Annotated in this window: 22 protein-coding genes and 1 riboswitch; of the genes, 2 read left to right on the top strand and 20 right to left on the bottom strand. The window is 30.4% G+C overall.

Going from position 1 to position 26155, the window contains the following annotated elements; all coding sequences use genetic code 11:
* Positions 1 to 12: 12 nt before the first annotated feature.
* The 15 genes from L988_RS02430 to L988_RS02360 all read right to left on the bottom strand — a co-directional run bounded on the left by L988_RS02430 (position 13) and on the right by L988_RS02360 (position 18154).
* The gene (locus L988_RS02430; RefSeq protein WP_047381215.1) at positions 13 to 1404 is read right to left on the bottom strand and encodes an NAD(P)/FAD-dependent oxidoreductase; all 1392 of its coding nucleotides are present in this window, start codon (positions 1402 to 1404) and stop codon (positions 13 to 15) included.
* A 21-nt stretch (positions 1405 to 1425) separates the two neighbouring features.
* Positions 1426 to 1902, bottom strand: a complete 477-nt coding sequence (locus tag L988_RS02425) for a hypothetical protein (RefSeq protein ID WP_052191647.1) — start codon at positions 1900 to 1902, stop codon at positions 1426 to 1428.
* A 21-nt stretch (positions 1903 to 1923) separates the two neighbouring features.
* Positions 1924 to 3036 (bottom strand): ribosome biogenesis GTPase YqeH, encoded by a 1113-nt coding sequence (yqeH, locus tag L988_RS02420; protein WP_047381213.1) that lies wholly within the window; start codon positions 3034 to 3036, stop codon positions 1924 to 1926.
* A gap of 40 nt (positions 3037 to 3076) precedes the next feature.
* The gene (locus L988_RS02415; protein ID WP_052191646.1) at positions 3077 to 3979 is read right to left on the bottom strand and encodes a tyrosine-type recombinase/integrase; all 903 of its coding nucleotides are present in this window, start codon (positions 3977 to 3979) and stop codon (positions 3077 to 3079) included.
* A gap of 12 nt (positions 3980 to 3991) precedes the next feature.
* Entirely contained in the window at positions 3992 to 5302 is a 1311-nt protein-coding gene (gene trmFO, locus L988_RS02410; RefSeq protein WP_047381211.1) for a methylenetetrahydrofolate--tRNA-(uracil(54)-C(5))-methyltransferase (FADH(2)-oxidizing) TrmFO, read from the bottom strand.
* A gap of 52 nt (positions 5303 to 5354) precedes the next feature.
* Positions 5355 to 7649, bottom strand: coding sequence for a type I DNA topoisomerase (topA, locus tag L988_RS02405; RefSeq protein WP_197053366.1), 2295 nt, complete (start codon positions 7647 to 7649; stop codon positions 5355 to 5357).
* Between the two features lie 63 nt (positions 7650 to 7712).
* Positions 7713 to 8777, bottom strand: coding sequence for a DNA-processing protein DprA (gene dprA / locus L988_RS02400; protein ID WP_047381209.1), 1065 nt, complete (start codon positions 8775 to 8777; stop codon positions 7713 to 7715).
* A 15-nt stretch (positions 8778 to 8792) separates the two neighbouring features.
* Positions 8793 to 9413, bottom strand: a complete 621-nt coding sequence (locus L988_RS02395) for a lipopolysaccharide assembly protein LapB (RefSeq protein WP_047381207.1) — start codon at positions 9411 to 9413, stop codon at positions 8793 to 8795.
* Positions 9414 to 10613 (bottom strand): exodeoxyribonuclease VII large subunit, encoded by a 1200-nt coding sequence (xseA, locus tag L988_RS02390; RefSeq protein WP_047381205.1) that lies wholly within the window; start codon positions 10611 to 10613, stop codon positions 9414 to 9416. It abuts the gene before it with no gap.
* Between the two features lie 9 nt (positions 10614 to 10622).
* Positions 10623 to 12605: an excinuclease ABC subunit UvrB gene (gene uvrB / locus L988_RS02385; protein ID WP_197053931.1), complete on the bottom strand. Its 1983-nt coding sequence runs from the start codon at positions 12603 to 12605 to the stop codon at positions 10623 to 10625.
* A gap of 42 nt (positions 12606 to 12647) precedes the next feature.
* On the bottom strand, positions 12648 to 13322 hold the full coding sequence (locus L988_RS02380; RefSeq protein ID WP_047381201.1) for a tRNA1(Val) (adenine(37)-N6)-methyltransferase: 675 nt from the start codon (positions 13320 to 13322) through the stop codon (positions 12648 to 12650).
* Between the two features lie 9 nt (positions 13323 to 13331).
* Complete coding sequence (locus L988_RS02375) at positions 13332 to 14258, bottom strand: stage 0 sporulation family protein (protein ID WP_047381281.1); 927 nt, start codon at positions 14256 to 14258, stop codon at positions 13332 to 13334.
* Between the two features lie 126 nt (positions 14259 to 14384).
* The gene (locus L988_RS02370) at positions 14385 to 15344 is read right to left on the bottom strand and encodes a TIM barrel protein (RefSeq protein ID WP_047381200.1); all 960 of its coding nucleotides are present in this window, start codon (positions 15342 to 15344) and stop codon (positions 14385 to 14387) included.
* Positions 15341 to 16195: an ABC transporter substrate-binding protein gene (locus tag L988_RS02365; RefSeq protein ID WP_047381199.1), complete on the bottom strand. Its 855-nt coding sequence runs from the start codon at positions 16193 to 16195 to the stop codon at positions 15341 to 15343. Before L988_RS02365 ends, L988_RS02370 begins: the two co-directional genes overlap by 4 nt.
* Before the next feature lie 63 nt (positions 16196 to 16258).
* The gene (locus L988_RS02360) at positions 16259 to 18154 is read right to left on the bottom strand and encodes a TonB-dependent receptor (RefSeq protein ID WP_047381280.1); all 1896 of its coding nucleotides are present in this window, start codon (positions 18152 to 18154) and stop codon (positions 16259 to 16261) included.
* Positions 18155 to 18181: 27 nt separating this feature from the next.
* Positions 18182 to 18350, bottom strand: a riboswitch (cobalamin riboswitch).
* A 116-nt stretch (positions 18351 to 18466) separates the two neighbouring features.
* Between L988_RS02360 and L988_RS02355 the strand changes: the two genes are divergently transcribed.
* A complete protein-coding gene (locus L988_RS02355) occupies positions 18467 to 18946 on the top strand; it encodes a methylated-DNA--[protein]-cysteine S-methyltransferase (RefSeq protein ID WP_047381197.1) in 480 nt (159 codons plus the stop codon).
* 16 nt (positions 18947 to 18962) lie between these two features.
* Here the strand turns inward: L988_RS02355 and putP are convergent, their stop codons facing one another.
* The 4 genes from putP to L988_RS02335 all read right to left on the bottom strand — a co-directional run bounded on the left by putP (position 18963) and on the right by L988_RS02335 (position 22252).
* Positions 18963 to 20396: a sodium/proline symporter PutP gene (putP, locus tag L988_RS02350; RefSeq protein ID WP_047381196.1), complete on the bottom strand. Its 1434-nt coding sequence runs from the start codon at positions 20394 to 20396 to the stop codon at positions 18963 to 18965.
* Positions 20397 to 20714: 318 nt separating this feature from the next.
* On the bottom strand, positions 20715 to 21011 hold the full coding sequence (locus L988_RS02345; protein ID WP_047381195.1) for a rhodanese-like domain-containing protein: 297 nt from the start codon (positions 21009 to 21011) through the stop codon (positions 20715 to 20717).
* 10 nt (positions 21012 to 21021) lie between these two features.
* Positions 21022 to 21525: a flavodoxin gene (locus tag L988_RS02340; protein ID WP_047381194.1), complete on the bottom strand. Its 504-nt coding sequence runs from the start codon at positions 21523 to 21525 to the stop codon at positions 21022 to 21024.
* Position 21526: 1 nt separating this feature from the next.
* The gene (locus tag L988_RS02335; protein ID WP_047381193.1) at positions 21527 to 22252 is read right to left on the bottom strand and encodes a ThiF family adenylyltransferase; all 726 of its coding nucleotides are present in this window, start codon (positions 22250 to 22252) and stop codon (positions 21527 to 21529) included.
* 165 nt (positions 22253 to 22417) lie between these two features.
* On the opposite strand from L988_RS02335, the gene htpG reads away from it, so the two are divergent.
* Positions 22418 to 24235 carry a molecular chaperone HtpG gene (htpG, locus tag L988_RS02330; protein ID WP_047381187.1) on the top strand — a complete coding sequence of 606 codons (1818 nt, stop codon included), beginning with the start codon at positions 22418 to 22420 and terminating at the stop codon, positions 24233 to 24235.
* 35 nt (positions 24236 to 24270) lie between these two features.
* On the opposite strand, the gene L988_RS02325 is transcribed toward htpG, so the two are convergent.
* Entirely contained in the window at positions 24271 to 26154 is a 1884-nt protein-coding gene (locus L988_RS02325) for a fructose-bisphosphatase class III (protein WP_047381185.1), read from the bottom strand.
* Between the last annotated feature and the right edge of the window lies 1 nt (position 26155).

Here is a 26155-nt window from a genome sequence, read left to right as displayed (position 1 = left end):
TGCTCCTCCAAATTATTTAGAAATTATGTGTCTTACTGCTAAGATCCCCATTACAGCAGCTATATTTAATCCACTTCCATATCCTGAGCTATCCCCTGCTGCATATAATCCTTTTACATTTGTCTCCATGTTAGCGTCTATCGTTATTCTAGTACTTCTAAATTTAATCTCTGGGAAATAAAGTAATAAATCGCTCGAAGCAAATCCTGGAGTTATTTTATCATGTACTTCAATGAACTCTATAATGTTGTCTAAAATTCTTTTTGGACAAGCTAAGGCGATATCTCCTGCTACATAATCCTCCGTTGTAGGAACTATATTTAATCTTGCTATTGATTCATCTGTCGATCTTCTACCAACTTTTAAATCTCCATAAGATTGCATTAATATTTTTCCACCAGTTAACATCGATGACATTTTCGCTATTGCTGTTGCATACTCAAATGGTTGCTTAAACGGTTGTGTGAACGTCTTTGTACATAATAACGCTAAATTTGTATTTTGTGATTTTTTATCTTTATATGCATGACCGTTAGCTAAAACTACGTCATCACTATGTTTCTCAGCTGCAATAAATCCACTTGGATTCGAGCAGAACGTTCTCATCTTATCTCTATATTTTGTAGTGTGGTATATCATTTTAGCTTCATAGAAGTTTTCATTGATATCTTTCATTACCAAATCAGGAATCTCAACTCTAACTCCTAAATCAACAGCTCCAGTCTCATAAGTTACACCAGATGTTTCACACATCTCCATAAGCTTTTTAGCTCCACTTCTTCCTAATCCTATTACAACGTTATCTGCGTAATAGTTCTCATCTTCACCTTTTTTATTTTTTACAGTTACTCCCTTAATAGTTCCATTTTCAATAATTAAAGCCTCTGCTGATCTTTCAGTTATGAACTCTACTCCTCTTTCTAAAAGCTCATTTACTAATTTCGTATATAACTCTCTCGAACCATCTGTTCCTAAATGCATTGTTGGAGTATCAACTAATTGTACATTATTTTCAATACATCTCTTTTTTATATCTAGCATAGTTTGGTTATATTCTAATCCTGATGGTTTTTCATCAAATCCAAAATCCTTATATATATCAGCTACATACTGAATAGTTTCATTTACAATCGTTTTTCCAGTTAGAACATGAACATCTCCTCCAACTCTATAATCCATATTGAATTTAGAATCCGAGAAAGCTCCTGCTCCTGAAACACCATATATTATTGCACAAGTTGGGCACTTAACACATGTTCCTAACTTCTCCTTTGGACAAACTCTTTGAGTTAACATTCTTCCTTTATCTAAAACTAAAACTTTTAAATCCTTATTCTTTTTTATCGCCTCATATGCTCCAAAAACTCCGGCTTGTCCGCCACCTAAAAATATAATATCGTACATCTCTTTCCTCCATTTTTGTTACTACTGTCTATTCCAGTTTATTTTTTCTATATATATATCTTCTGGCAAGTTTGGATGTATCTCTCCAGTTTTCTGAGAATAATTGTAATTCCATCCTCCATTTTTACTTCCCTTTTCAAAGTCTTGTATATCATAAACTTCATTTGATGCAATAATAGAATTACTTCCATAAGTTTTTGCCAGTGTTTTTCTTCCATAAATCTCTGCAAAAGAGATCTTCTGTCCCTTGCTATTTGTATAGTCTAAGAGATGTAGATTTAAATTTACTCCAGGTTTTGTTAATTCTGGATAATCACCTGTTAGCTGATAATATCTCTCTAATGCTATTCTAAGTTCTTTTGTATTTCTTATAGTTTCATCTATTTTATATGTTCCTGTTAAGTCATCAATTCCTCTCATAGCCAAATAGATAAATAGAATTGTTACTGCTATATTTACAATCCAGTTTAAAGTAGTTATTCTCCCATCTCTTTCCATATACCTTGCAACCCTCTTATTTTATGATCTTCTTGGTTTTATAAATGCATCTCTTATTATTATCTCTCCACCTTTTGGTGATGTGATTTCTACATAAAGAGGTCCTCTTTTTACAGATAACCATCCTAATCCTTTGAATACTAGTTCCTCTCCTGTTTCTACAGTATAGATTTCCGATTCTTTTTCTAAAGAATTAAACTCATCTCTACAGTCATCACATGGTGGTGCTATGAAATCTGCTCCATTCATTAACTCTTCAGCCTTATCAATATTAGTTTCATGGAATGTAACTCCTTTTGAAGCATATACTGAGAATATCGGTTTTAAATCATCTTCATTTAATATCTTCATTTGAATCATTCCACCAATTAAGATTACTCTATTTTTTTGAACTTTATAAGTCTTTCTAGAAATCTCATTTGCCGGGATTATATTTTGATTACACTCTTGACAAACAAAATCTGAGAATCTTCCCTCTGGAATTAATCCTGGAGTATCTATTAATGTAATTTTAGAGAAAGGTATCTCTGTCTTTACACTTTTTAAAGTTGTTCCTGGGAACTTAGAAACAGTTACTCTTTTGGCTCCAATAAGTTTATTGATTATACTTGATTTTCCAACATTTGTTACTCCTAAAACTAATGCTTTAGCTCCATTTGGATAAAAATGCTTTATTTTTTTGAATATTCCATTTATTCCATATCCATTCTTTGAACTCACAATTGCGATATCTAAAGGTGCAACTCCCTCTTCTGCTAATCTTCCTTTTACCCAATCAGCAACTTCTGATGGATGCTTATCATCCGGTATTAAGTCCAACTTATTTATAACTACTATTGAATCCATCTCTCTCAATACATCAAGTATCTCGTCATCAAATGAACCTTCGAAGTCTATTATATCAAACACAGGAATAGCTACATCCGCTTCTTCTAAACTCTTTTTAACTTCAGCTCTATAGTCTTCTTTCGTCATTTTTATAGGTATATATTGTCCATAATTTTTTATTTTAAAACATCTTTGGCAAAGTAACTCTTTGTTATCTCCTTCTAAAACAGATTTAGGTAAATATCCATTAGAACTAGGATTTTCACCTTGAAGTTCAATTCCACATCCTATACATTTTTTCGTCATAAACACTCCTTCAATTATATAATATTAATATTTCTATACTCTATTCTGCACTTAACTCTTTAGCTAACTCTTTTCTTTTCTTTCTCTCTAATGCTTCTATATAAATTTTTGTTGAATCTAAATTTGTATGCCCTAACAATTTTTGTAGTTGATTTAAAGTCATACCATTCTCTAGCATATGAACAGCAAATGTGTGTCTAAAGCTATGGGGACTAATCTCTTTTGTTATTCCTGCTCTCAAAGCGTATCTATCTATCAATCTTCTAAGAGAACGGTCTGTCAGTCTTCCACCTGACCCATTAACAAAAAGAATCTCTTTTTTATAACGCTCTCCTAGCTTTTCTTTTTTTGCCTGAATGTATCTTTTTAAAAACTCTCTTGTTCTCTCGCTAAAAAAAACTGTTCTATATTTTTTAAAGCTGCTTACAATAACCTCTCTTTTTTCAGTTTCAAAAACTTCTTCTCCTAAACCTAATAACTCCTGAGAAGTTATACCACTTGAATATAAAAGTTCAACTATCAGTCTATCTCTTAAACTATGATAATTTTTTAACTCGATTGCTTTTCTTAAATCTTTTATCTCTTTTAAGCTCAAAGCTTCAGGCACTCCTCTATCGTAACTAGGAGCCACTATCAACTGAGCTGGATTACTTTTTATTTTCTCAACATCTTTTAAATATTTAAAAAATGATTTTAAAGATGAAATTTTTCTATTCAAAGATCTTTTTCCTATATCTTCATTTTGAAGCTCTATCAAAAACTCTCTAAAATTAAATCCATCTATATCTGAAATTTTCTCAAGGTCATTACATTTTATAATGTACTCATTGAATCTATATAAATCTATTTTAAGCGATTTAATTGTATTTAAACTTTTCCCTTTTGCAAATTCACAGTGATATAAAAATTCTTTTATATCACTTAATAAATTAAGAGTACCCATCCCAAACTCCTTTTACTTATCTTGGCTTAACTTTTCATCTAAATAATCTAAAGCTATTTTAGAAATTTTATTATATTTTTCTTTTTTATCCTTTATTCTTTCCTCTAAAGATCTTATTACTCCAAAATTTGGTCCCATCGGCTGGAAATTTTTCTTCTCTTCTGTTATATATTTTATTATTGCACCAATTGAGCTTCTATCATCTAAAATTAAAGGTTGTTTTCCATCCATTTTTCTTAAAATATTTGTAGCTGCCATCATTCCTGTTGCAATAGCACAAACATATCCCTCTCCACCTGTTATTTGTCCAGCAAAATATATATCTTCATTCGATTTTAAATTTAGTGCAGGTGTTAATAGTTTTGTTGAATTTATAAATGTATTTCTATGCATTACACCATATCTTATAAACTCTGCATTTTCTAATCCAGGGATCATAGAAAATACTCTTTTTTGTTCTCCCCATTTTAAATTAGTTTGGAATCCAACTAAGTTATAAAGCTTACCATCTTTGTCATCTTGTCTTAATTGAATTACAGCAAAATCCTCTCTACCTGTTTTAGGATTTGTTAAACCTTTTGGTTTTAATGGTCCAAATAATAGTGTCTTAAACCCTCTTTGAGCTATTCTCTCAACTGGCATACATGCTTCAAACAGTTTTTCCTCTTCAAACTTTTTCATAGGAGCTCTTTCTGCAGCTATTAATTCATCATAGAAGGCTTGATATTGCTCTTTATCCATCGGACAGTTTATATACTCTCCCTCTCCCTTATCATATCTTGATTGGAAGTAAACCTTATCTTTATCAATCGATTCTAATGTCACTATTGGTGCTGCTGCATCGTAGAAATATAGATATTCCTGTTCTAACATCTCTGCTATATTTTTAGAAAGATCCTCAGAAGTTAATGGTCCACTTGCTACAACTACAATTTTATCTTTTGGTATCTCTTTTAATTCATCATATACAATCTCTATATTTTCCATAGATTGTAACTTTTTTGTTACTATTTCTGAAAACCCTTCTCTATCTACTGCTAAAGCTTGTCCTGCAGGTACTTTAGTTTCGTCTGCAATCTCTATCAATAAAGAACCCATTCTTCTTAACTCTTCTTTCATTAGTCCCGAGGCATTTCCTAAATGATCTCCACCTAATGAATTACTACATACTAACTCTGCAAATTTATCACTCTTATGAGCTTCTGTTGAAACCTTTGGTCTCATCTCATATAATTTTACTTTTACTCCATTTTTCGCTAATTGATATGCTGCTTCTGAACCGGCTAGTCCAGCTCCTATTACTATAACTTCCTTGTTTCTCATCTATTCTCCTTTTTTATACATACAAAAGTCTCGCCTAAAAAGGCGAGTCCTTTTATTTATCTTTTTTTTCTTTTTCTAATTTTTTTATATTTTTACACTCTGGATATCCTGTACATGCTAAGAATTTTCCCCATCTTCCTCTTCCGATTTTAAATGGTTTTCCACACTTTTCACAATTTCCAGCATTTTTTAAAATCTCATTTTCTTCTTTCTGAATTCTCTCCATTATCCAATTCAATTGAACAACACCATCAATCTCTTCTATTGATGAATTCATTAAAAGTTTTTTTACTTCAGCTGGCAAAGAAACTCTTTCATTGTCGTCTTTAAAGTTTTCGCTTTCTAAATAACTTCCAAATCTTCCAAGCTTTAAAAGTAATCTACTTCCATTTTCAGAATAAACATCTGTCAACTTTCCTTGTTTGACTCTCAGTTGCTCTTCTAAAAGTTCCTTTACCTTTATATCACCTTTTTTTATGTCATCTAAAGGAATATCTATCCCTTTTAGAGAGTATTTCTCTTTACACTCTTCATCGACACAACACAGGTATCTTCCAAATCTTCCATTTTTCATTATCATATTTCCTTTTCCACAAGGACAAGGTACATCTGATGTTATAATTCTGTTTGTTTCTTCTTCAACTTTAACTTTATAAAGTTCTAAATCTTTCGCAAGTTTTGAGTAGAAATTTTCTAAAATACCTATCCAATCTCTTTCACCCTCTTCAACTAAATCTAATCCATCCTCTAAAGAAGCTGTAAATTTAACATCCATTATATCTTTGAAGTTTTTCTCTAAAATTGATTTTATTTCATATCCCAGCTCTGTAGGTACGAAACTTTTTCCTTCTAATACAACATACTCTCTTTTCTTTAAAGTTTCAATTATCGAAGCATATGTAGATGGTCTTCCTATTCCTTCAGCTTCTAGTTTCTTAACTAATGACGATTCTGTCAATCTTGCTGGCGGTTTTGTCCAATCCTCTTTTATATTTAATTTCTTTAACTGTAAGAAATCGCCCTCATTTATCGCTGGGAACTCTCCTAGCGGCAATTCCTCTTCATCTTTAAAAACTTTATAATAACCATCAAATGTTATTTTATTTAGAGTTCCTCTAAATTGATAATCTCCATTTTCTAAAATTATTTCAAATTGCTCATATTCCATAGGAGCTAACTGCGAAATCATAAATCTTTCCCAAATAAGTTTGTATAATTTATATTGATCTGGAGTTAAATCCTTCTTTATTTTATCAGGCTCTAAATATATATCCGTTGGTCTTACCGCTTCATGGGCGTCTTGAATCTTCTCATCTTTTTTCTTTTTTGTAGTTTCTTTTCCTAGGTATTCTTTACCAAACATCTCTAATATATAGCTTTTGGCCATACCTTTAGCCTCTTCTGAAACTCTTGTTGAATCCGTTCTCATATATGTTATCAAACCTTTTTGGTTTCCTTCAATACTTATTCCTTCATATAAACCTTGAGCTACTGACATTGTTTTTGATGCAGAAAACCCTAAATACGAAGATGATAATTGCTGTAATGTACTTGTTTTTAATGGTAAAGGTGGATTTTTTGATTTTTTACTAACTTTTGAGTTTATAACAGCATACTCAGAATTTAGAGTTAATTGTATATCTTTCACCACATCTTCATCTGTAACTCTTTCAAATCTTTTTCCTGCTATTTTATAAAGAGAAAGATTCATTTTATTTTTGAACTCCCCTTTTATATCCCAAAACTTCTCAGGTATAAACTTTTTTATTTTATCCTCTAAATCACAAACTAACTTTAATGCAACCGATTGAACTCTTCCAGCACTTGTATTCGAAGATATTGATTTCCATAATAAAGGACTTATCTCATATCCAACTAATCTATCTAAAATTCTTCTTGCTTGTTGAGCATTAACTCTATTAATATCAACTTTTCTAGGATTTTTTATAGCTTCTCTTATGGCAGTGTTTGTAATCTCATTAAACTCTATTCTATTAGCTTCATTCTCATCTAATTTCAATGTTTGAGCTATATGCCAAGCTATAGCCTCTCCTTCTCTATCCGGATCGGATGCTAGATATACTTTATTCGACTTCTTAGCTAAATCTTTTAAGGTTTTTATTACATCGCCTTTTCCTCTTATTGTTGAATAGCTTGGTTTAAATCCGTCCCCCACATCTACTCCAATTTTACTCTTAGGTAAATCTCTTACATGTCCAAATGAAGCTGTTACATGAAAATTATTCCCCAATATTTTTTCAATTGTTTTCGCTTTTGCAGGAGATTCCACTATTACTAAATTTTTTTTCGCCACTACTTTCACCCCTAATTTTTTCTCTATATACATTATTCGCTCTTAATTATATTAGAAAATACTAAAAAAATCAACTAAGGGCACCAAGTTTCCCATTTACAAACGCCTTCGATAATGACCTGCTGGAAGACTTTGAACATACCCCTCTATTTCTAACTCCATTAAATTGCTCAGTAATTCACTAGTTTGACACTCAACTTCTCTTTTAATTTCCTCTAAGTGCATTTTCGTTTTTAATACACTATAAATTTTTAATTTTATTCCAGTTAAACGATTTAACTCTTCACCAGTTTCTGTTTTTTTACTCCATTCATACTCTTTTAATATATCATCTCCATGGGTTACTAATTTAGCTTGAGAGTTTTTTATAAGCTCGTTACACCCTTGAGAAAGAGGATATGTTATATCTCCTGGAATTGCAAATACATCCCTTCCTTCATCCAATGCTAAATTTGCTGTTATTAAACTTCCACCTTTCATAGAACTTTCAATAACAACTGTTCCCACACTAAGACCTGCTATAATTCTATTTCTAATAGGAAATTTTTCAGGACTAGGTTCTGCTCCTAACGGAAATTCTGATATAACTAAACCTTTTTTCTCTATCTCTTTCCTTAGTTTTATGTTACTCCGAGGATAATCTATATTTATTCCACACCCTAAAACTGCTACTGTTTTACCATTCAATTTTAAAGTTTCACTATGAGCAAAAGAGTCTATTCCTAAAGCCAATCCACTAACAATAACAACTTCACCATCTACTAATCCCTTTATTATCTTTTGACATCCTAGCTCTCCATATTTTGTAGCTCTTCTTGTCCCAATAACAGAGATTATTCTTTTTTTACTTAAAAGCTCTATATTTCCTTTATAAAAAAGAAAAAGTGGAGGTTTTGAAATATTCTTCAAGCTTTCTGGATATCTGTAGTCGTTTAAGTCTATCAACCCTATCCTGTTTCTTTCTAAATAATCCATAACCTCCAGGTATTTTTCACAATTATGTGAGTTGGCAATAAGTTCGGTATCTTCCGAGGTTAAACTTAATATATTTTGCAGTTCATTTAGATTAGTAAAAATATCTTTATATCTTTTATAACGATTCATCAAAACTCTAATCTTACTACTTTTCAATCCTATTAACTTTAATCGATACCACTCCATCTTTCACCTCTCTAATTATCTAGAATAAGTAGATGTCAACATATTGCTGATCTCTTTTGATTGAGGGTAAACTCTTCTTCCCTCTTGAAGTATCTCTCTTGCTCTATCTATCTTTTTTTCCGCTAAATAAATATCACCTAACGCCAAGAAGCCTTCTACTGTTGGAGAATAGTTCATATATATCTGAATATCCTCTATAGCTTTATTATATCGCCCTAAATTTCTATACGCTAACCCTCTCCCTAAATAAGCCTCTTTCATACTCGGTTCAATTGTTATTGCCACACTATAAAAATCGATTGCTTTATTATAATCCCCTATAAATCTATAACTTGTTGCTGCTCCAAATAGATTTCTCGAACTATCTATATTACTGCTAAAAATCTGAGCAGCTCTCTCATATTTCCTATTTCTAAAGTACTGATCTCCTAAATAAAAAATACTATTCTCGTTGCTACTTATCGATGATAAATAACTTTTAAAATATCTTTCATATTCTTTTATAAGAACTGCAGCTTTATCCCTATCATCCTCTCTCGCTATTTGAGCTTCTAAGTTTTGAATTTGAGCCGGTCTTTCTTCAGCAAAACTTCCTAAACTCAAAAAAATAAATATTAAACAAAATATCTTTTTCATTTATTTTATCTCCTTTACTTCACTTATTATTTTTCCAAAATTTAATATTGTTTCTATCTCATCTCCAACTTTTATCTCTGATAAATTTTTCAAAGATTTATTTTTAGATTTTGTTATAGAATACCCTCTACTTAAAACTGCTAATGGATTTAATCCAATTATTTTTTCTGTTCTTAGTTCTAACTCGTGTCTCTTTTCTTTAAAAATGTTATTTAACGATTTTTCTAATCTTTCTTCTAAATATACTAAATTTTGATTTTTCTCCTCTATTGTTCTAATAAAATTTTTTAAAACATAGTTGTTTTTTAGTTTTTCTAACTCATCTTTTTTCAACCTTAAAGTTCTATCAATAGAGCTTCTCACTCTCTTTTCTCTATCTAGTATCTGTTTTTCTATTTCCGATTTTACAGGTATGGCTATCTCTACAGCTTGAGTTGGTGTTGCTGCTCTTACATCTGCAACCAAATCTGAAAGTAAATTATCAATCTCATGACCTACAGCTGATATTATCGGTTTTTCACTTCTATAAAAAGCTCTTGCTACCTCTTCTTCATTAAAGGCCCACAAATCCTCAACACTTCCACCACCACGTCCAGCTATTATCAAATCAACTTCAGGAATTCTATTTAATGTTTCGATCCCTTTTACAATCTCCTCTTTAGCCCCAATTCCTTGTACCTTAGCCGAATAAATATAGATATCTATATTTTCAAATCTTTTTCTAGTTGTATTTACTATATCATGAAAAGCTGCTCCTGTATATGCTGTTACAATTCCAATTGCATTTGGATATTTAGGAAGTCTTTTTTTAAATAAGGGTGAAAATAACCCCTCTTTTTCTAAATCATTTTTTAGTTTTTCCAATTTTGCAAACATCTCTCCAAGCTTATCTTCTTTTTGAACATGTCTAACTAATACTTGAAAATCTCCTCTAGCCTCATAAAATCCTACATCACCAAATATTTTTATAGAATCCCCCTCTTTCAAATCCTCAGGAATTCTTTTATATTTATAGTTAAATGCAGCACACTTTATTTGGCTACTTTTATCCTTTAATGTAAAATACAGATGTCCACTCTTATAGTAAGTTACTCCTGATAACTCTCCTTTCAAAAAAAATTCTTGAAAATTTGGATTTTCATCTATATACCCTTTTACCATTTTATTGAACTCTGTTACACTATAAACTATCTCATCCATAAATATCTCCTATATCTCTAAAAGCATTAGTTTTAACTTATTCATCTCATCTCTTTTTTGTATCGCTTTCTCGAAATCTAACTCTTCTGATAATATTTTTATCTCTTTCAGCAGGATATTTATCTCTTTTTCAATATCCTCTTTACTGCTGAAATGTTTAGAGCTTTGCTCATCTTTGTCTCCATTATCCCACGTAAATAGAGATTCAGATACTTCTCTATATATTGTTTTAGGTTCTATTCCATTCAATAGATTGTACTCTCGTTGCTTCTTTCGTCTTCTATTTGTTTCATCGATAGCGTATTTCATAGAATCTGTTATTACATCTCCATACAAAATTACTCTTCCATCAACATTCCTTGCCGCTCTTCCTATTGTCTGAACTAAAGATCTTTTGCTTCTTAAGAATCCCTCTTTATCTGCTTCTAAGATAGCAACTAATGAAACTTCTGGTATATCTAGCCCCTCTCTCAAAAGATTTATTCCAACAAGAACATCGAACTCTCCTTTTCTTAATCCTTTGATTATCTCTATCCTTTCAAGAGTGTCTATATCTGAATGCATATATTTCACTTTGACACCTAAAGTCATATAATATTCAGAAAGTTCTTCTGCCATTTTTTTTGTAAGCGTTGTTACAAGAACTCTCTCTTTTTTCAATACATTTTTTCTTATCTCTTCTAATAAATCATCCACTTGATTTTTAGTCTCTTTAACTTCAATTACAGGATCTAAAATACCGGTAGGCCTAACTAACTGTTCAGCTATATATCCTTTGGAATGCTCAATCTCAAAATCTCCTGGGGTTGCTGATATAAATATAGTTTGCTTACAATTCTCTCTGAATTCTTCAAATGTAAGAGGTCTATTATCTAAAGCTGATTTTACTCTAAATCCATTTTCAACTAATGATGTTTTTCTAGCTCTATCTCCATTGTACATCCCTCTTATTTGAGGAACTCCAATATGAGACTCATCTATATATACCACAAAATCCTTTGGAAAATAATCCATCAAAGTATCTGGTTTGTCCCCTGGATTTTTATTTGTTAAGTATCGTGAATAGTTTTCAATCCCTTTACAATATCCAACTTCTCTTATCATCTCTAAATCATACTCTGTTCTTTGCTTCAATCTTTGGGCTTCTAAAAGTTTTCCTTTAGTCTCAAATTCTTTAACTTCATTTTTCAAATCACTTTTTATTCTTTCTACTATCGCTTCTTGCTCACTCTCTTCCGTAACATAATGAGTTGCTGGCGATATAGCTATTCTCTCTAAATTCTTTTTGACCTTCTGACCTGTTAAAGTATTTATTTCTGAAATATCTTCTATGTCATCTCCCCAAAACTCTATTCTATATCCATTCTCCATATAAGATGGATATATATCAATTACATCCCCTTTTACTCTAAATTTACCTCTTTCAAAAGCTAAATCGTTTCTTTCATATCTTAGCTCTATTAATTTAGATATCAATTTTTTTCTACTATATCCTGTTTTTTTATCAATTGCAATCGTTAATTTCTTATATATATCTGGGGATCCTAATCCGTATATCGCGGAAACTGAAGCTACAATTATTACATCTTTTCTATTTATTAGTGCCGCCGTTGCAGCATTTCTAAATTTATCAATCTCATCATTTATAGATGAATCTTTTTCTATATAGGTATCAGTTGTTGCTATATAAGCTTCTGGTTGATAATAATCATAGTATGATACAAAATACTCAACTGCATTATCTGGAAAAAAACTTCTATATTCTGAAAACAATTGAGCTGCTAAGGTTTTATTTGGTGCTAAAATCAAGGCTGGTCTTCCACTTTCCTTTATTATATTTGCTACAGTAAATGTTTTTCCAGATCCTGTTACCCCTAAAAGAGTCTGATCTTTAATTCCATCTTTCAATCCTTTAACTAATTTTTTGATAGCTTCTGGCTGATCTCCTGTAGGAGTATATTTAGAACTTATCTTAAACATAATCGCCTCCATTAAAATAGGGAGAGGTTTATTATCCTCTCCCATAAAATCTCTTTAATTATCGTTTAAAAAAATAGGAGTTTCAATTTTTAATATATTTTTTCTCCCTTTACTAGCTTCAATTAAAACTATACTTGAATCCTTGTCTTTTGAATAGTGAACAAATTTTACTCTTTTTACAGAAAATCCACATTTTCCAAGTTCCTCTGATATCTCTAAAAATCTGTAACTTTTGTGAACCATAAATAGTTCGCCTCTTGGCTTCAATAGCCTTTTTGCATTTTCAACAAACTCTTTTAAATTTAGTTTTATCTCGTGTCTAGCTATACTTTTTATATCTTTTTCGTTAATCTCTTTGCCATCTAAAACCATATATGGCGGATTTGAAATTATATAATCATATGTATTTCCCTCTCCAAGATCTTTTACATCTATATTCACAATTTCAACTTTTTCTTCTAAGTTATTTCTCTTTATATTTCTTACTGCCAACTCAGCAATTTCTTTTTGAATTTCTACAGCTTTCATTTTAGTAATTTTATCTTTAGCACATAAAAGTACTGGAATAGCTCCGTTTCCTGTGCCTATCTCCAAAACTTTTGCATTCTTTTTCCCATTGAAAAAATTAGACAGTAGAACTGCATCAGTTCCAAACCTAAATCCATCTTTTTTTTGAATTAAGCTATATCCATCACAGATGTTAGCTATATCTTCATTTTCTAAAACCATTTGTGTTTACTACTCCTTTTCTAAAACTTTATGTTGCAATTCTTCAGTCGATAAAACATTTTGTAATTTTTTAGCTTCTTTTTTATTGAATTTTATTTCATCGATAAGAACTTTCATGATTCCTTTTCCTTCAACATCAACATATAAGAATCCATTTAGAGGACTGATACTCATTACTTTCCCCTCACCTTTAGTTGTTTTAACTAACTGATTTACAGCTGGATAAACTCTTAATGCTTCTTCGTATTGTTTATATTCATAATTGATACAGCAAAGTAATCTTCCACATACTCCTGAAATTTTTGTTGGATTAATTACCAGCCCTTGGTCTCTTGCCATTTTTATTGATACTGAATCAAACTTATTGATAAATGTTCTACAACAAAGTTCCTTTCCACATACTCCTATATTTCCAAGAATTCTAGCTTCATCTCTCACACCAATTTGTCTTAACTCTATTCTTAATTTAAAGATATTTGCTAAATCTTTTACTAAATCTCTGAAATCAATTCTTCCTTCAGCTGTGAAATAAAATATAAGTTTTGTTTTATCAAATGTATATTCAGTTTCAATAAGCTTCATTGGAAGTTTATGATGATTTATTCTCTCTTTACATACCTTAAAAGCTTCATTCGCTTCTAAACGAAGTGTCTCATATTTTTTAATCTCTTCTTCGCTTGCTTTTTTTACAACTGGTTTTAGTGGTAAAACCAATACTCTTTCTGGAAGCTGCATAGGTCCACCATAAACAATACCAATCTCTTTTCCTCTTATAGTGTCAACGATTACCCTGTCACCTTTTTTATACTCTATATCATCTACAATTTCAAAACTATATCTTTTCTTTGTAGTTTCAAACATAACACCTAGTATATTGTAAAGTTTATTTGGATCTGATACGATCTCTTCTTGTTCTTTTTGTTCTTCGTTTTGAATTTCATCCACTTTTGCTAATGTTGTTTCATCTATATTTTTATCTATTTCTAAATTTCCTTGTGCCATATTTCCTCCCGCGAAAATCTTAACGTTCTATAATATAGAGTATATCATATTTTTCATCTTTTAAGAATTTATTTTGAGATAATTTAACTGCTCTAAAACTTTCTCTTTTAAGTCTAACAGAGATGTAAAACCTAACTCTAAATTTATATATTTCAAATTAGGTAAGTGTTTCATTATTTTATTTAGACCACCTTCATACACTAAATGAGGATCTATATTTTTCATGTGCTTTAGTTCTATTTGAAATTTTTCAAATCGATCTCCTTCTTTCCACTTAGAAACTTCAGTTTTGAAATCACTATCCAAATAGTTTCCAAACTTCACTCCATTTACATGTAATCCAAATATATAGTTTTTCAACTCTTTCATCCTCTCAATTCTATCAATTATAAAATCATCAGCTTCTTTAAAATTTGTTACTGATCTCTCTAAACAAATTAGATGTGAAAAATCTAAAAGAAGCCCTTTATTTTGATAGTTCACCTTTTCAATAAAATATTTTGTCATCTCATAACTTCTAAAATTTAATCCTGGCCAAGGTAGATTTTCAAATAACAACAACGGACCTTCCCCCTCAAAAACTTCATTTATTATTTTTATACACTCATTTAAAACTTCTAAATCTGTATACTCAAAATCAAAATCAAATATATCTTTAGGTCGAACATGTGACACATGAAAAACCATGTATTTAGCTCCTATTCTTTTAGCGTTTTCAAATTGCTCTTTAAATGTTTCTAACAAAATATTTTTATCAAAGCCTCTATAATAATTTTTTATCCCTTCATCATTATAAAAATCCTCTTTAACTTTCTTCCAGTCACCTTTCCAAAATTCCAACCACGTTGGATAATATAAAAGATGCACTCCTTTTACTGGATAATTTCGGTACTCTGAAAAATCCAAGTGATCTCCAATAATTGTTTCTATTCCCGATATACCTTTTTGACTAAGTTGACTATATATAACTTCAAACTCCTGCTGCTCATTTTTCTTGGGTACAAAACTAAATGTTATCATCTCTTCAACACTTCCTTTAATGCTCTTAAAGCTTTTAAAACCCTTGTTGATGGTCTATTAATGCTTTCATCAACAAAATAAACATTTCTATTTTTTATAGCATCTACCTCTTGCCATTCAACTCTTTTTAATATCTCTTCTATCATATATTTTCTATCTTCGCCTACTAATATAATTTCTGGATTTTTTTCTAGAATAGATTCTAATGGTGGTGAAATCCATCCCTTCTCACTTTTAAAAATATTTCTTCCACCTATACTTTCTAAAGCATCGTTTAAAAAAGTTTCAGCTCCTGTTGTATATATAGGGCTATCCAAAATTTCAAAATAAACTCTTTTATTTTCTAAATTTCTATTTGAAACTATCATCTTCAACTCTTCAAGAAATCTATCCTTCAATTTTTGGGCCTCATCTTTTCTATTTAAAACTTCACCTATCTCTGTTACAGAATCCGCTACTTCAGAAAGTGATTTTGGACTTTTAATAACATACACTGGAATTCCAACTTCATCAAAAAATTTTAAACTTTCTTTTCCTTTTTTCAAATTATGATGAGATGAAATTACTAAGTCTGGCATTAATTCTACTATCTTTTCCTCATTCAAATCATCACTTCTTAAAAAACCTTTTCCCTTTAATCTTTCATCTACTTTTTCTGAATAACTATCTACCCCTATTAGCAAATCTACTAAACCCATGTCTACAATAATCTCTGTATTAGATGGTACAGTCGATATTACTCTTTCAATATTTTCTGGTATTTCAATTACTCTTCCTGTACTATCTACTAATACTCTTGAAAAACAAATTGTGAAAATGAAAGTGTTTAATATCATTATTTTTTTTAACATTACCCTCTCCTTCAAATAATATGAAAAATGCCCCTTTCAAACTTTGAAAAGAGCATCTCTTTCTTAGAAGCTGTACTTAACTCCTAAATAATAATTTCTTTCTGCTGCTGGATAATAACTTAGTGTCCCATTGTTATAACCTACATAATCATAGTATTTTTCATTGAATAAATTATTTATTCCCGCACTTACAATTAAACCATCTTTGAAATCATATGAAAATGAAACTCCTGATAAAATATAGTTATCTACTTTAGAGCCTAAATTTTCTTCATCTCCATTCGCATACATTTTTCCATAGTATTCCCAAGAGTTATTTAAAGTTAACTTATCATTAAATCTATAATTAAAGTTCAATACTCCCTTTACATTTGGAACCCCTGGAATATCCTTTCCATCTTTAAACTCTGTTTCCATATATGTCAATGATTCTGAAATTGTTAACTTATCAAAGTAGTGCTCTAATGAAAACTCGATTCCTTTTCTTTTACTTGTTCCATCTAAATTTTTATTACTTCCCCATGGATTTTCAGGTTTTATCGCTGTTGGATCTAAATATATTTCATTCTCAGTTTCAATATAGAATACAGATGTTGAAACATAAGTATTTCCTATGTAATCCTTTATTCCAACTTCATAAGTTTCTGTTCTTTGAGGTTTATATTCTCCATCCCAAGAATTTAACTCATCCGTATTTGGAGCTCTAAATCCTGTTGTATAACTTACATAAGTCGATCCTGAATCTGAGTAAAGATAACTTCCTGTCAGCTCAACTGAATCTTCTTTAAATTTCTTTTCTGAGAATTTTTTATTTTTTCCTGTATACTCTATGTTTTGTCTTCTATATCCTTGAGTAAATCTAAATTTATCAACTGTATAACTATTTATTAAGAATCCTGCTATTGATTCTTTTTCAACTTTACTGTCTCCATAATTTGAAAAATTTCTTGTTTCTCCTTCAAAAACTTCTCCCCCTATAACAACATAACTATCATCTAAGTAAGAGTATTTCAATTGTGGTTTTAAGTATTTTATCTCGGTTTTATAGTTACTTCCATTTGAAGAGTATCTTTCATGAGTAAATGTTCCTAATAATTTAAATTCTAAATTAGAATCAATATTATATACATAATCTCCTACAAAATCATTTTTCTCTGTTTTCCCATCAACTTTCCATGTATTTGGATCATTAGAAACTTGAGTTCTATCTCCGTCAACCTCTTCTCTTGTTAAACTTCCAGGAGCTCTAAACTCATTATTCGAATAATTATATTTAAATCCAAACTCTCCATCTGCTAACTTATATCTTGTTCTAAGTCCAAAACTTTCTAAATCATCCTTAGCATAATCTCTATATCCATCTTTCTCTTTTTTTAAATAATCTAATTCTAATGATAATTTGTCGTTAATCTTAGTTCCATATATAGCCTGCTGTTTCTTTAAACCATATGATCCTATTTCACTATTTAAGCTACCATAGTTCTTTTTATCCTTTGGCATTTTAGTTACAATATTTATTGTTCCACCAATCGCTCCATCTCCATATAAAACAGAACCTCCCGAAGGAATAACCTCTATTCTTTCTATATTATCTACAGGGATTGAACTTGTTTTATATCCTGATAAATCTATTGAGTTTATCGGTGCCCCATCTACAAGAACTATTACATTTGATTTTGCTGTTGCTCCTTGCCCTCTCATATCAAAAGCCGCATCTGCTCCACCCATCTCTTTAACAGTTACACTCGATACTAATTTTAAAGCTTCCGCTACTGTCTTCGCTCCTCTTTGCTCTATCTCTTCGGCCGTTAAAACAGTTATATTTTTTGGAATATCTGCTACTGTTGCAAAAGTATTTTCACTCGTTATAACACTTTCTTCTAGCTTTACAACTTTTTGTTCTGCCACAGCTAGATTAGCTACAACAACTAATGCTCCTAATAAAAATTTTTTATTCACTTTTTTTAATCCTCCCATTCTGTCACTCGCAGATTTAAATTTTATGGCAGGTATCCTGACTCAACTTCATCCTAACAATAGCCCTTCCCAGTTTCCCAGTGGTTTTACTATCTTCGTCCATTTCACAGTGGCGTGACCGTTTAAGATTCTCACTTAATTCCCTTTTAATTTCAAAACCATACTAATTTATTATACTACAATTATTTTGTTTTTAAAAGTTTTAACCTTTTAACGAACATGTTTTTTTAAATAATCTTGATTTTTTTCTATTATTTCAGTATAATCTAAAATTATGTTTTAATAGGAGGTCTTATGAAAAATATAGTTCCAGGTTATTTTTATATTTTTGATACTCCACTCGGATTACTTAAAATAGAAGCAAATGAAGAAGAAGTCACAAAAATAGAACTCAACAATCCCTCTTCAAATAGAACCTTTAAACTTACAAAACTTTTAGAAAAAGCTTTTAAAGAGATTGAAGAGTTTTTAAACGGAAAAAGAAAATACTTCACTTTTAAAATAAATCCATCAGGAACAGAATTTCAAAAATCTGTTTGGAATGCTCTTTTAAAAATACCTTATGGTGAAGTAAAATCATATAAAGATATTGCCATCGCTATTGGAAATCCAAAGGCTTGTAGAGCTGTCGGAATGGCAAATAATAAAAATCCAATTCCCATAGTTATTCCCTGTCATAGAGTTATTGGTAGTAATGGAAAATTAACAGGTTACGCGTATGGATTAACTTTAAAGGATGAATTATTACATTTAGAAAAAAAAGGTACAAAATAATTTTGTACCTTTTTCATTATGCTTCAACTACCCTTTTACAGAATACTTTCTCAGCTATATAAACTGTTATTAAATTTGTCATAAATCCTGGTAATAGCTCATACATATAAGCATCTAATCCAATAACTTTCCAGATTAAAAACACAAATGTCCCCACTAAAATTCCTGATAAAACACTTTTTGCACTTACATCTTTTAAATATAAAACAGCTATTATTGCTGGTCCAAATATTGTCCCAAATCCTCCCCAAGCATATGCAACTAGCGATAAAACTTTAGCATTTTGATTAAGAGCAAATAATAAAGCTAGTAATGCAATCACTACTACACAAACTCTACCTACAAACATAATCTCTTTATCTGTAGCATCTCTTTTTATATATTTATAAAAATCTTCAGTTAATGTTGTTGATGATACTAATAGTTGAGAATCTATTGTAGACATTATTGCAGATAGTATTGCTGCTAATAAAATTCCAGCCACCCAAGGGTTAAATAACTCTTTTATCATATAAATAAATATCTTCTCTGCATCTCCACCAAGTTGACTTACCTCTTTAAATAAAGGAATTCCTAATAATCCAATTGCTATAGCTCCAATTAGTGATATTAATACCCAAATCATAGCTATTCTTCTAGATTTCTTTAACTCTTTTACATCACTTATACTCATAAATCTAACTAAAATATGTGGTTGTCCAAAATAACCCAATCCCCAAGCTAAAGATGATAAGATACCCATAACTCCAATATTCTTTCCACCTTGTTTAAATATATCAAAAGTTATTCCCTTTAACTCTATTCCTTGCTTCACAGTTTCTAAATCTCCTATTTTATAATAAGCCATTACTGGAACAGCTATTATTGCCATAAACATAAGAGCTCCTTGGAAGAAATCTGTCCAACACGATGCCAAATATCCACCCATAAATGTATACACAACGATTGTTACTGCTCCGACTACAACTGCCACCTTATAATCTATTCCAAGTATCGACTCAAATAATTTTCCAGCAGCTACTAATCCAGATGAAGAGTATATTGTAAAGAAAAATAGTGTTCCTACAGCCAAAATTTTTCTAATAGTTCCCTTATCATCTTTTAATTTTCTTTCTAAAAATGTTGGTAAAGTCAATGTATCTTCAATCTCTGTTTCTACTCTTAATTTTGGTGCTATAAACTTCCAGTTTAAATAAGTCCCTATTGCAAGACCTATTACAACCCAAATCTCCCCAAATCCTGAAAGATAAACAGCTCCAGGTAAACCCATAAGCAACCAACCACTCATATCACTAGCTTGTGCCGATAATGCAGTTACCCAACTTCCTACTCCTCTTCCACCGATTAAGTAATCCTCTGAACTGGAGGTTTTACCATAAAAGTAAACTCCCACTCCTATTAAAAATATTAAATACGCTCCAAATGTTATAAATGTTTCTACTCCTATCATTTTTCTCCTCCGAAATTTTTTTTAAATAAAAAGAGGGTCACCTAAGTACAACTGTACCTAAGTGACCCTCATTAAAAGAATCCTATAAAAATAATCTTTTTTTAAAGTTATTTCCCCTTAGATACAGATCCAAATTTGTAACACAAAATGGATCTGTATCTAAACATAAACTAATGCTTAAAACACAAATCCCTATCTAGGGGGGATGGGTTGTCTATTTACATTGTTAGAAATAACTTGATTTTTTTTCATTAGAACTCTCCTTGAATTTTTATTTTATTTATATTACCATATGAAAATAATTTTGTCAAATTTTTGTTACCAAGTTAAAATTCCCTCTTCAGAATTATACACATTTTCAAATCCCTCTTCTAATAAAATCAGAGCTGCAGACTTTGAACGAACTCCACTTCTACAAAAAGTTATATATGTTTTATTTTTATCTAACTCGGTAATTCTCTCTCCTAGTTCATGAAGTGGAATATTAATTGTCTCATTTAAAGATTCATCCCAATACTCCTCTTCTGTTCTAACGTCTAAAAGTACAGTATCTTTATCTTTAAGAAGATTTTTAACTTCCTCTTTTATCAATGTTTTATAATTTCTTTTCTGCATCTTTTTCCTCTTAATTAAATAAAGGTTTAATCTCCTCTATCCAAGCTTTTATTCTATCTGGAGTTTCATTATCTTGATTACTCTCATCTAGGGCTAATCCTACGAATTGATCTCCTACTATAGCCTCTGTTTCTTCATAAGAATATCCTACTGTTGAAGTAAATCCTACTATTTTTGCTCCATTCTTCTCTACAACATCATAAAGTTTTCTCATAGCACCAACATAAGACTCTCCAAATGCAAATTGATTTCCTACTCCTACAATTCCTACAACTTTTCCTGTAAAATCAAGTGTTTTAAAAGTCTCATAAACAGTTTCCCAATCTCTTTGTAACTCTCCTACACCATAAGTTGGAGAAACTAAGATAAGATTATCTAATCCTGCCATCTCATCTATTCCGTTGGCTACGTCAAAAACTTCATAATCTTGTCCTCTTAAATAAAACTCTATTTCATCAACAATCCCAGCAGTTATTCCTGAAGTTGTTCCATAAAAAATTCCTATTTTTTTCATATTAATTTCCTCCACCATTCTTTAAACCAGTTATATCTTTTATCACTTCACTTGCTATAATAAGTCCTGCAACTGAAGGTACAAATGATATACTTCCTACATTATTTTGTTTTGCTCTATCGCCCTCTGAACTTTTAGGTTTCATCGGTAACTCTCTCGAGAATAATACTTTAACTTTTCCTATTCTTCTTTTCTTTAATTCCGCTCTCATGACTTTCGCTAAAGGACACACTGACGTTTTACTAATATCTGCAATCTCTAACATCGTCGGATTTATTTTATTTCCAGTTCCCATCGATGAGATTATTGGAATTTTTGATTCTTTGGCTATTGTTATCAAATCTAACTTAGCTGTAACTAAATCAATAGCATCAACTATATAATCATATTTTTTATCTTCTGAGAAGAACACTTCTTTTTTATCTTTAAAAAACTTTTCTTTATAGGCATTAACCTTTATTTCTGGATTAATTGAAAGAGCTCTCTTTTTTATCACTTCAACCTTATCCTGACCAATAGTATCTTGTGTTGCAATAACCTGTCTATTTAAATTTGTTATATCTACAGTATCAAAATCAACAACTGTAAGTTCACCTACTCCGGCTCTTACTAAAGACTCAACTACAAATCCTCCCACTCCTCCTACTCCAAAAACAAGTACATGTGAGTTATTCAGTTTATTTAGATTCTCTTTACCTATCAATAGTTCTGTTCTTTGAAAAATCATCTATATACCAACCTTTTTCTAATTCTTTACTAATTCCATAAAGATTATATACCAAAGAACTATAAAATACAAGTTTTTCTTTTAGTTCTTGACATTTTTTTAGAGTATATGATATATATTTTCTTAGCCACAAGAAGTGTGGAGTGCTATTTTAAGGAGGACAAGATGAAAAAAGAAACTAAAGTATTTCAAGCAGAAACTAAAGAACTTCTGAACCTTATGGTTCATTCAATCTACACTCACAAGGAGATCTTTTTAAGAGAGTTAATTTCTAATGCTAGCGATGCAATTGATAAACTAAAATTCAAGGCTCTTACAGATACCCATATTTTAGATTCTTCTAAAGAACTTAGTATATCTATCATTCCAAATATAGATTCTAGAACATTAACTATCAAAGATACGGGTATTGGAATGACTTTTGATGAAGTCGTTGAAAACATTGGTACAATCGCAAAATCTGGATCAAAAGCTTTTTTAAACTCTTTAGAGGAAGCTAAAAAAAGTGGTGATTTAAATATAATCGGTCAATTTGGAGTCGGTTTTTACTCTGCTTTTATGGTAGCGGACAAAATTATTTTAGAGACAAAGTCTCCTTACTCTGATAAAGGAGTTAGATGGATTTCAGCTGGTGAAGGAAGCTATGATATCGAAGAGATTGATAGAGCTGAGATAGGAACCTCTATTATTTTACATATAAAAGATAACGATGAAGATAAAGAGTTTTTAAATGAACATAAGTTTAGAGCTCTTATTAAAAAATATTCAGATTATGTTAAGTACCCAATTCTTTTTAAAGATGAAAGGCTTAACTCTACTAAACCTATCTGGAAAACACCTAAAAACGAACTAAAAGACGAGGATTACAATGAGTTTTATAAGTCAAACTTCCATGATTGGCAAAATCCTTTATTACACTTTAACTTTAATATTCAAGGTAGCTTAGAGTATAATGCGATTTTATTTGTTCCTACTACTCCGCCATATGATCTATATACTCGTGAATATAAAAGAGGATTACAACTTTATACAAAAAATGTTTTTATTATGAATAAATGCGAAGAACTTATTCCGCAATATTTCAACTTTATAAAAGGACTTGTTGATACCGATGATCTTTCTCTAAATATTTCTAGAGAGATTCTACAAAAAACTCAACAATTAAAAAATATATCTAAAAATTTAGAAAAGAAAATAATCTCAGAATTTGAAAAACTTATGAATAATGATAGAGATAAATATCTAAAATTCTGGGAAACTTTCGGAAGACATATAAAATTCGGAGTTCATGAAAATTTCGGATTAAACAAAGATAAACTACAAAACCTACTTATGTTTAAAAGTTCTAAAAATAAAGATTTTATATCTCTTAAAGAGTATGTAGAAAGAATGAAACCTGAGCAAAATGAAATCTATTATGCTGTTGGTGAAAATATTGAAATTTTAGAAAAAATGCCTAAAGTTTCTAATGTTTTAAGTAAAGATTTTGAAGTTTTATATTTAACAGAAGCTGCTGATGAATTTGCTTTAAAAACTATGCAAAATTTCTCTGAAAAAGAGTTTAAATCTGTCTACGAAGTTTCTTTTGAGAGCGAACAAGAAAAAGAGGAATTAAAAAAACTTTCAGAAATCAACAAATCTCTATTAGATAAAATAAAATCTACTTTAAATGAAAAAGTTGTTGAAGTAAAACTTAATCCAGAACTTGGAGATAGCTCAATTTCTCTTTCTTCTAAAGGCGAAGTATCTTTAGAGATGGAAAAGCTTTTATCTCAAATTCCTGGAAATGAGGGAGTTAAAGCTCAAAAAGTTCTAGAGATAAATCCAAACCACCCCCTATTTAATAAATTACAAGTAGCAAATGAAACTGACCTAAAAGAACTTTCTAATATTCTATATAATCAAGGTCTTTTACTTGAAGGTTTTTCTTTAGAAAATCCTTTAGAATTCGTTACAAATTTAAATAAAATTTTAAGTAAATAAACTAAAAAATGGAAGAGTTGACTCTTCCATTTTTATTACAAACTTTTTATAATACCTTTTTTATAACAAAATAATAATTTTTTCAACTCTTTCACTTGACCTTCTAACTCTTTCCCCACATCTGTATCTCTAACTTTTAATCTTTCATAGCGACTGTCTACAATCTCAGTTGTAGACTGAATATCCAAACATTTTTGAATAGATTCCCCTATATTTTCAAAGGGTTTATGACATACCAATCTTTTTCCGTGAGAATTAAAAATTAAAGTATAACCAGCTATTCCTGTAGTTGATTGATAGGCTTCTGAAAAGCCTCCATCAATTAGAATTACTTTTCCGTCCCCTTTTATTGGAGTCTCTCCTTTTCTAACTTTGACTGGAACATGACCATTTATTATATGAGAATACTCATCCTCAATTCCAAATTCCTTTAGAATTCTTTCAGCAACCTCTTTTTTATCGAAAAACTCATAATAGTTATCATAGACCTCTTTATGAGTTTCTTTCTGAGTAAAAAAATATCTTTCAAAAGTTCTCATCTTATCTTTTCCAAACAATGGTGAATCTTTTCCACACCAAAGATACCAGATAAAATCCTTGCCTTGAATATTCTCATCGTAATATCCCTCTCTGCAAAGTTGATCACATCTTTCAAACAATCGTTTTCCTGAGTATTTTTTTCCAAAGATATCTACTTCTCTGAATCCACCCTTTTCATCTAAAGGCATACATCCATGAAACAGTAAATTACAATTTCTTTTTAAATACACATTTCCTTTTTCTAAAAGAAACTTTATATGTTCCTGAAGTTTTTCACTGTTTCTAAAACTTCTAACTAAGCCTTCTACAACCTCTTTCTCATCTTCATTCAAAAGATATGGATTAATCAAATCCACAGTCTTATTCTTACCAATTAAAGTATGCATAAGAAGTCTATCTTGCATATCAAAAGTTGGATTTCTTTTGATAATATCTCCCTCTAATTTAAATTGAATAATCGATATCGCCTTATGCATTTTAGATAATAACTGTGTCTCTTTGTTTTCTGTTTTTCCTTTGGGTTGAAACTCTATACAAGAATCTTCACTGTAATACTCCATAGCTAACGTTGCCAATGGCAGTAAATTTATTCCATATCCATCCTCTAAAATCTCACGATTAGAATATCTTAGACATATCCTTATCGCATTTGCTATACAGGCCTCATGACCACATGCTGCCCCAACCCATAGGATATCATGATTCCCCCACTGAATATCTACATTATGATATTTAATTAACTTATCCATTATCTTATGTGGATACGGCCCTCTATCATATATATCCCCTACTATATGAAGATTATCTACCACTAATTTCTGAATTAAAGTGCTTACATTTATTATGAACTCTTTTCCTTGATTTATATCTATAATTGTTTTAATTATACCTTCAACATAATCTTTTTTATTTTTTTCTTCAACTCGTTCATATAATAACTCTTGTATTATATATGAAAACTCCTTTGTCATAGCCTTTCCTACTTTTGAACGAGTATACTTTGAGGAAACAATCTTTAAAACTTCTAAAACTCTGGGAATAGTTTTTTTATACCATTCCTGCATATCTATTCCCGAACTTTGAATAAGCTCAACTTTTTCTTTTGGATAATAAATTATTGTTGCTAACTGATTTCTCTCTTTTTCTATTATGTTAGGAAATAGATTCTCAATTTTTTCTTTTATAACTCCTGAACAGTTTTTTAAAACATGATTGAATGCCTCATATTCACCGTGAATATCACTTATAAAATGTTCTGTTCCTTTTGGTAGAGATAAAATTGCTTCTAAATTTATTATCTCTGTTGCCGTTTCAGAAATTGTTGGAAAACTCTTCGATAAAAGTTTTAAATATTTTATTTCTTCCTCTTTTAAATTCATT

This window comes from Cetobacterium sp. ZWU0022 (genome assembly GCF_000800875.1).
Lineage (GTDB): Bacteria > Fusobacteriota > Fusobacteriia > Fusobacteriales > Fusobacteriaceae > Cetobacterium_A.
This window is presented reverse-complemented; position numbering and strand designations above follow the sequence as displayed.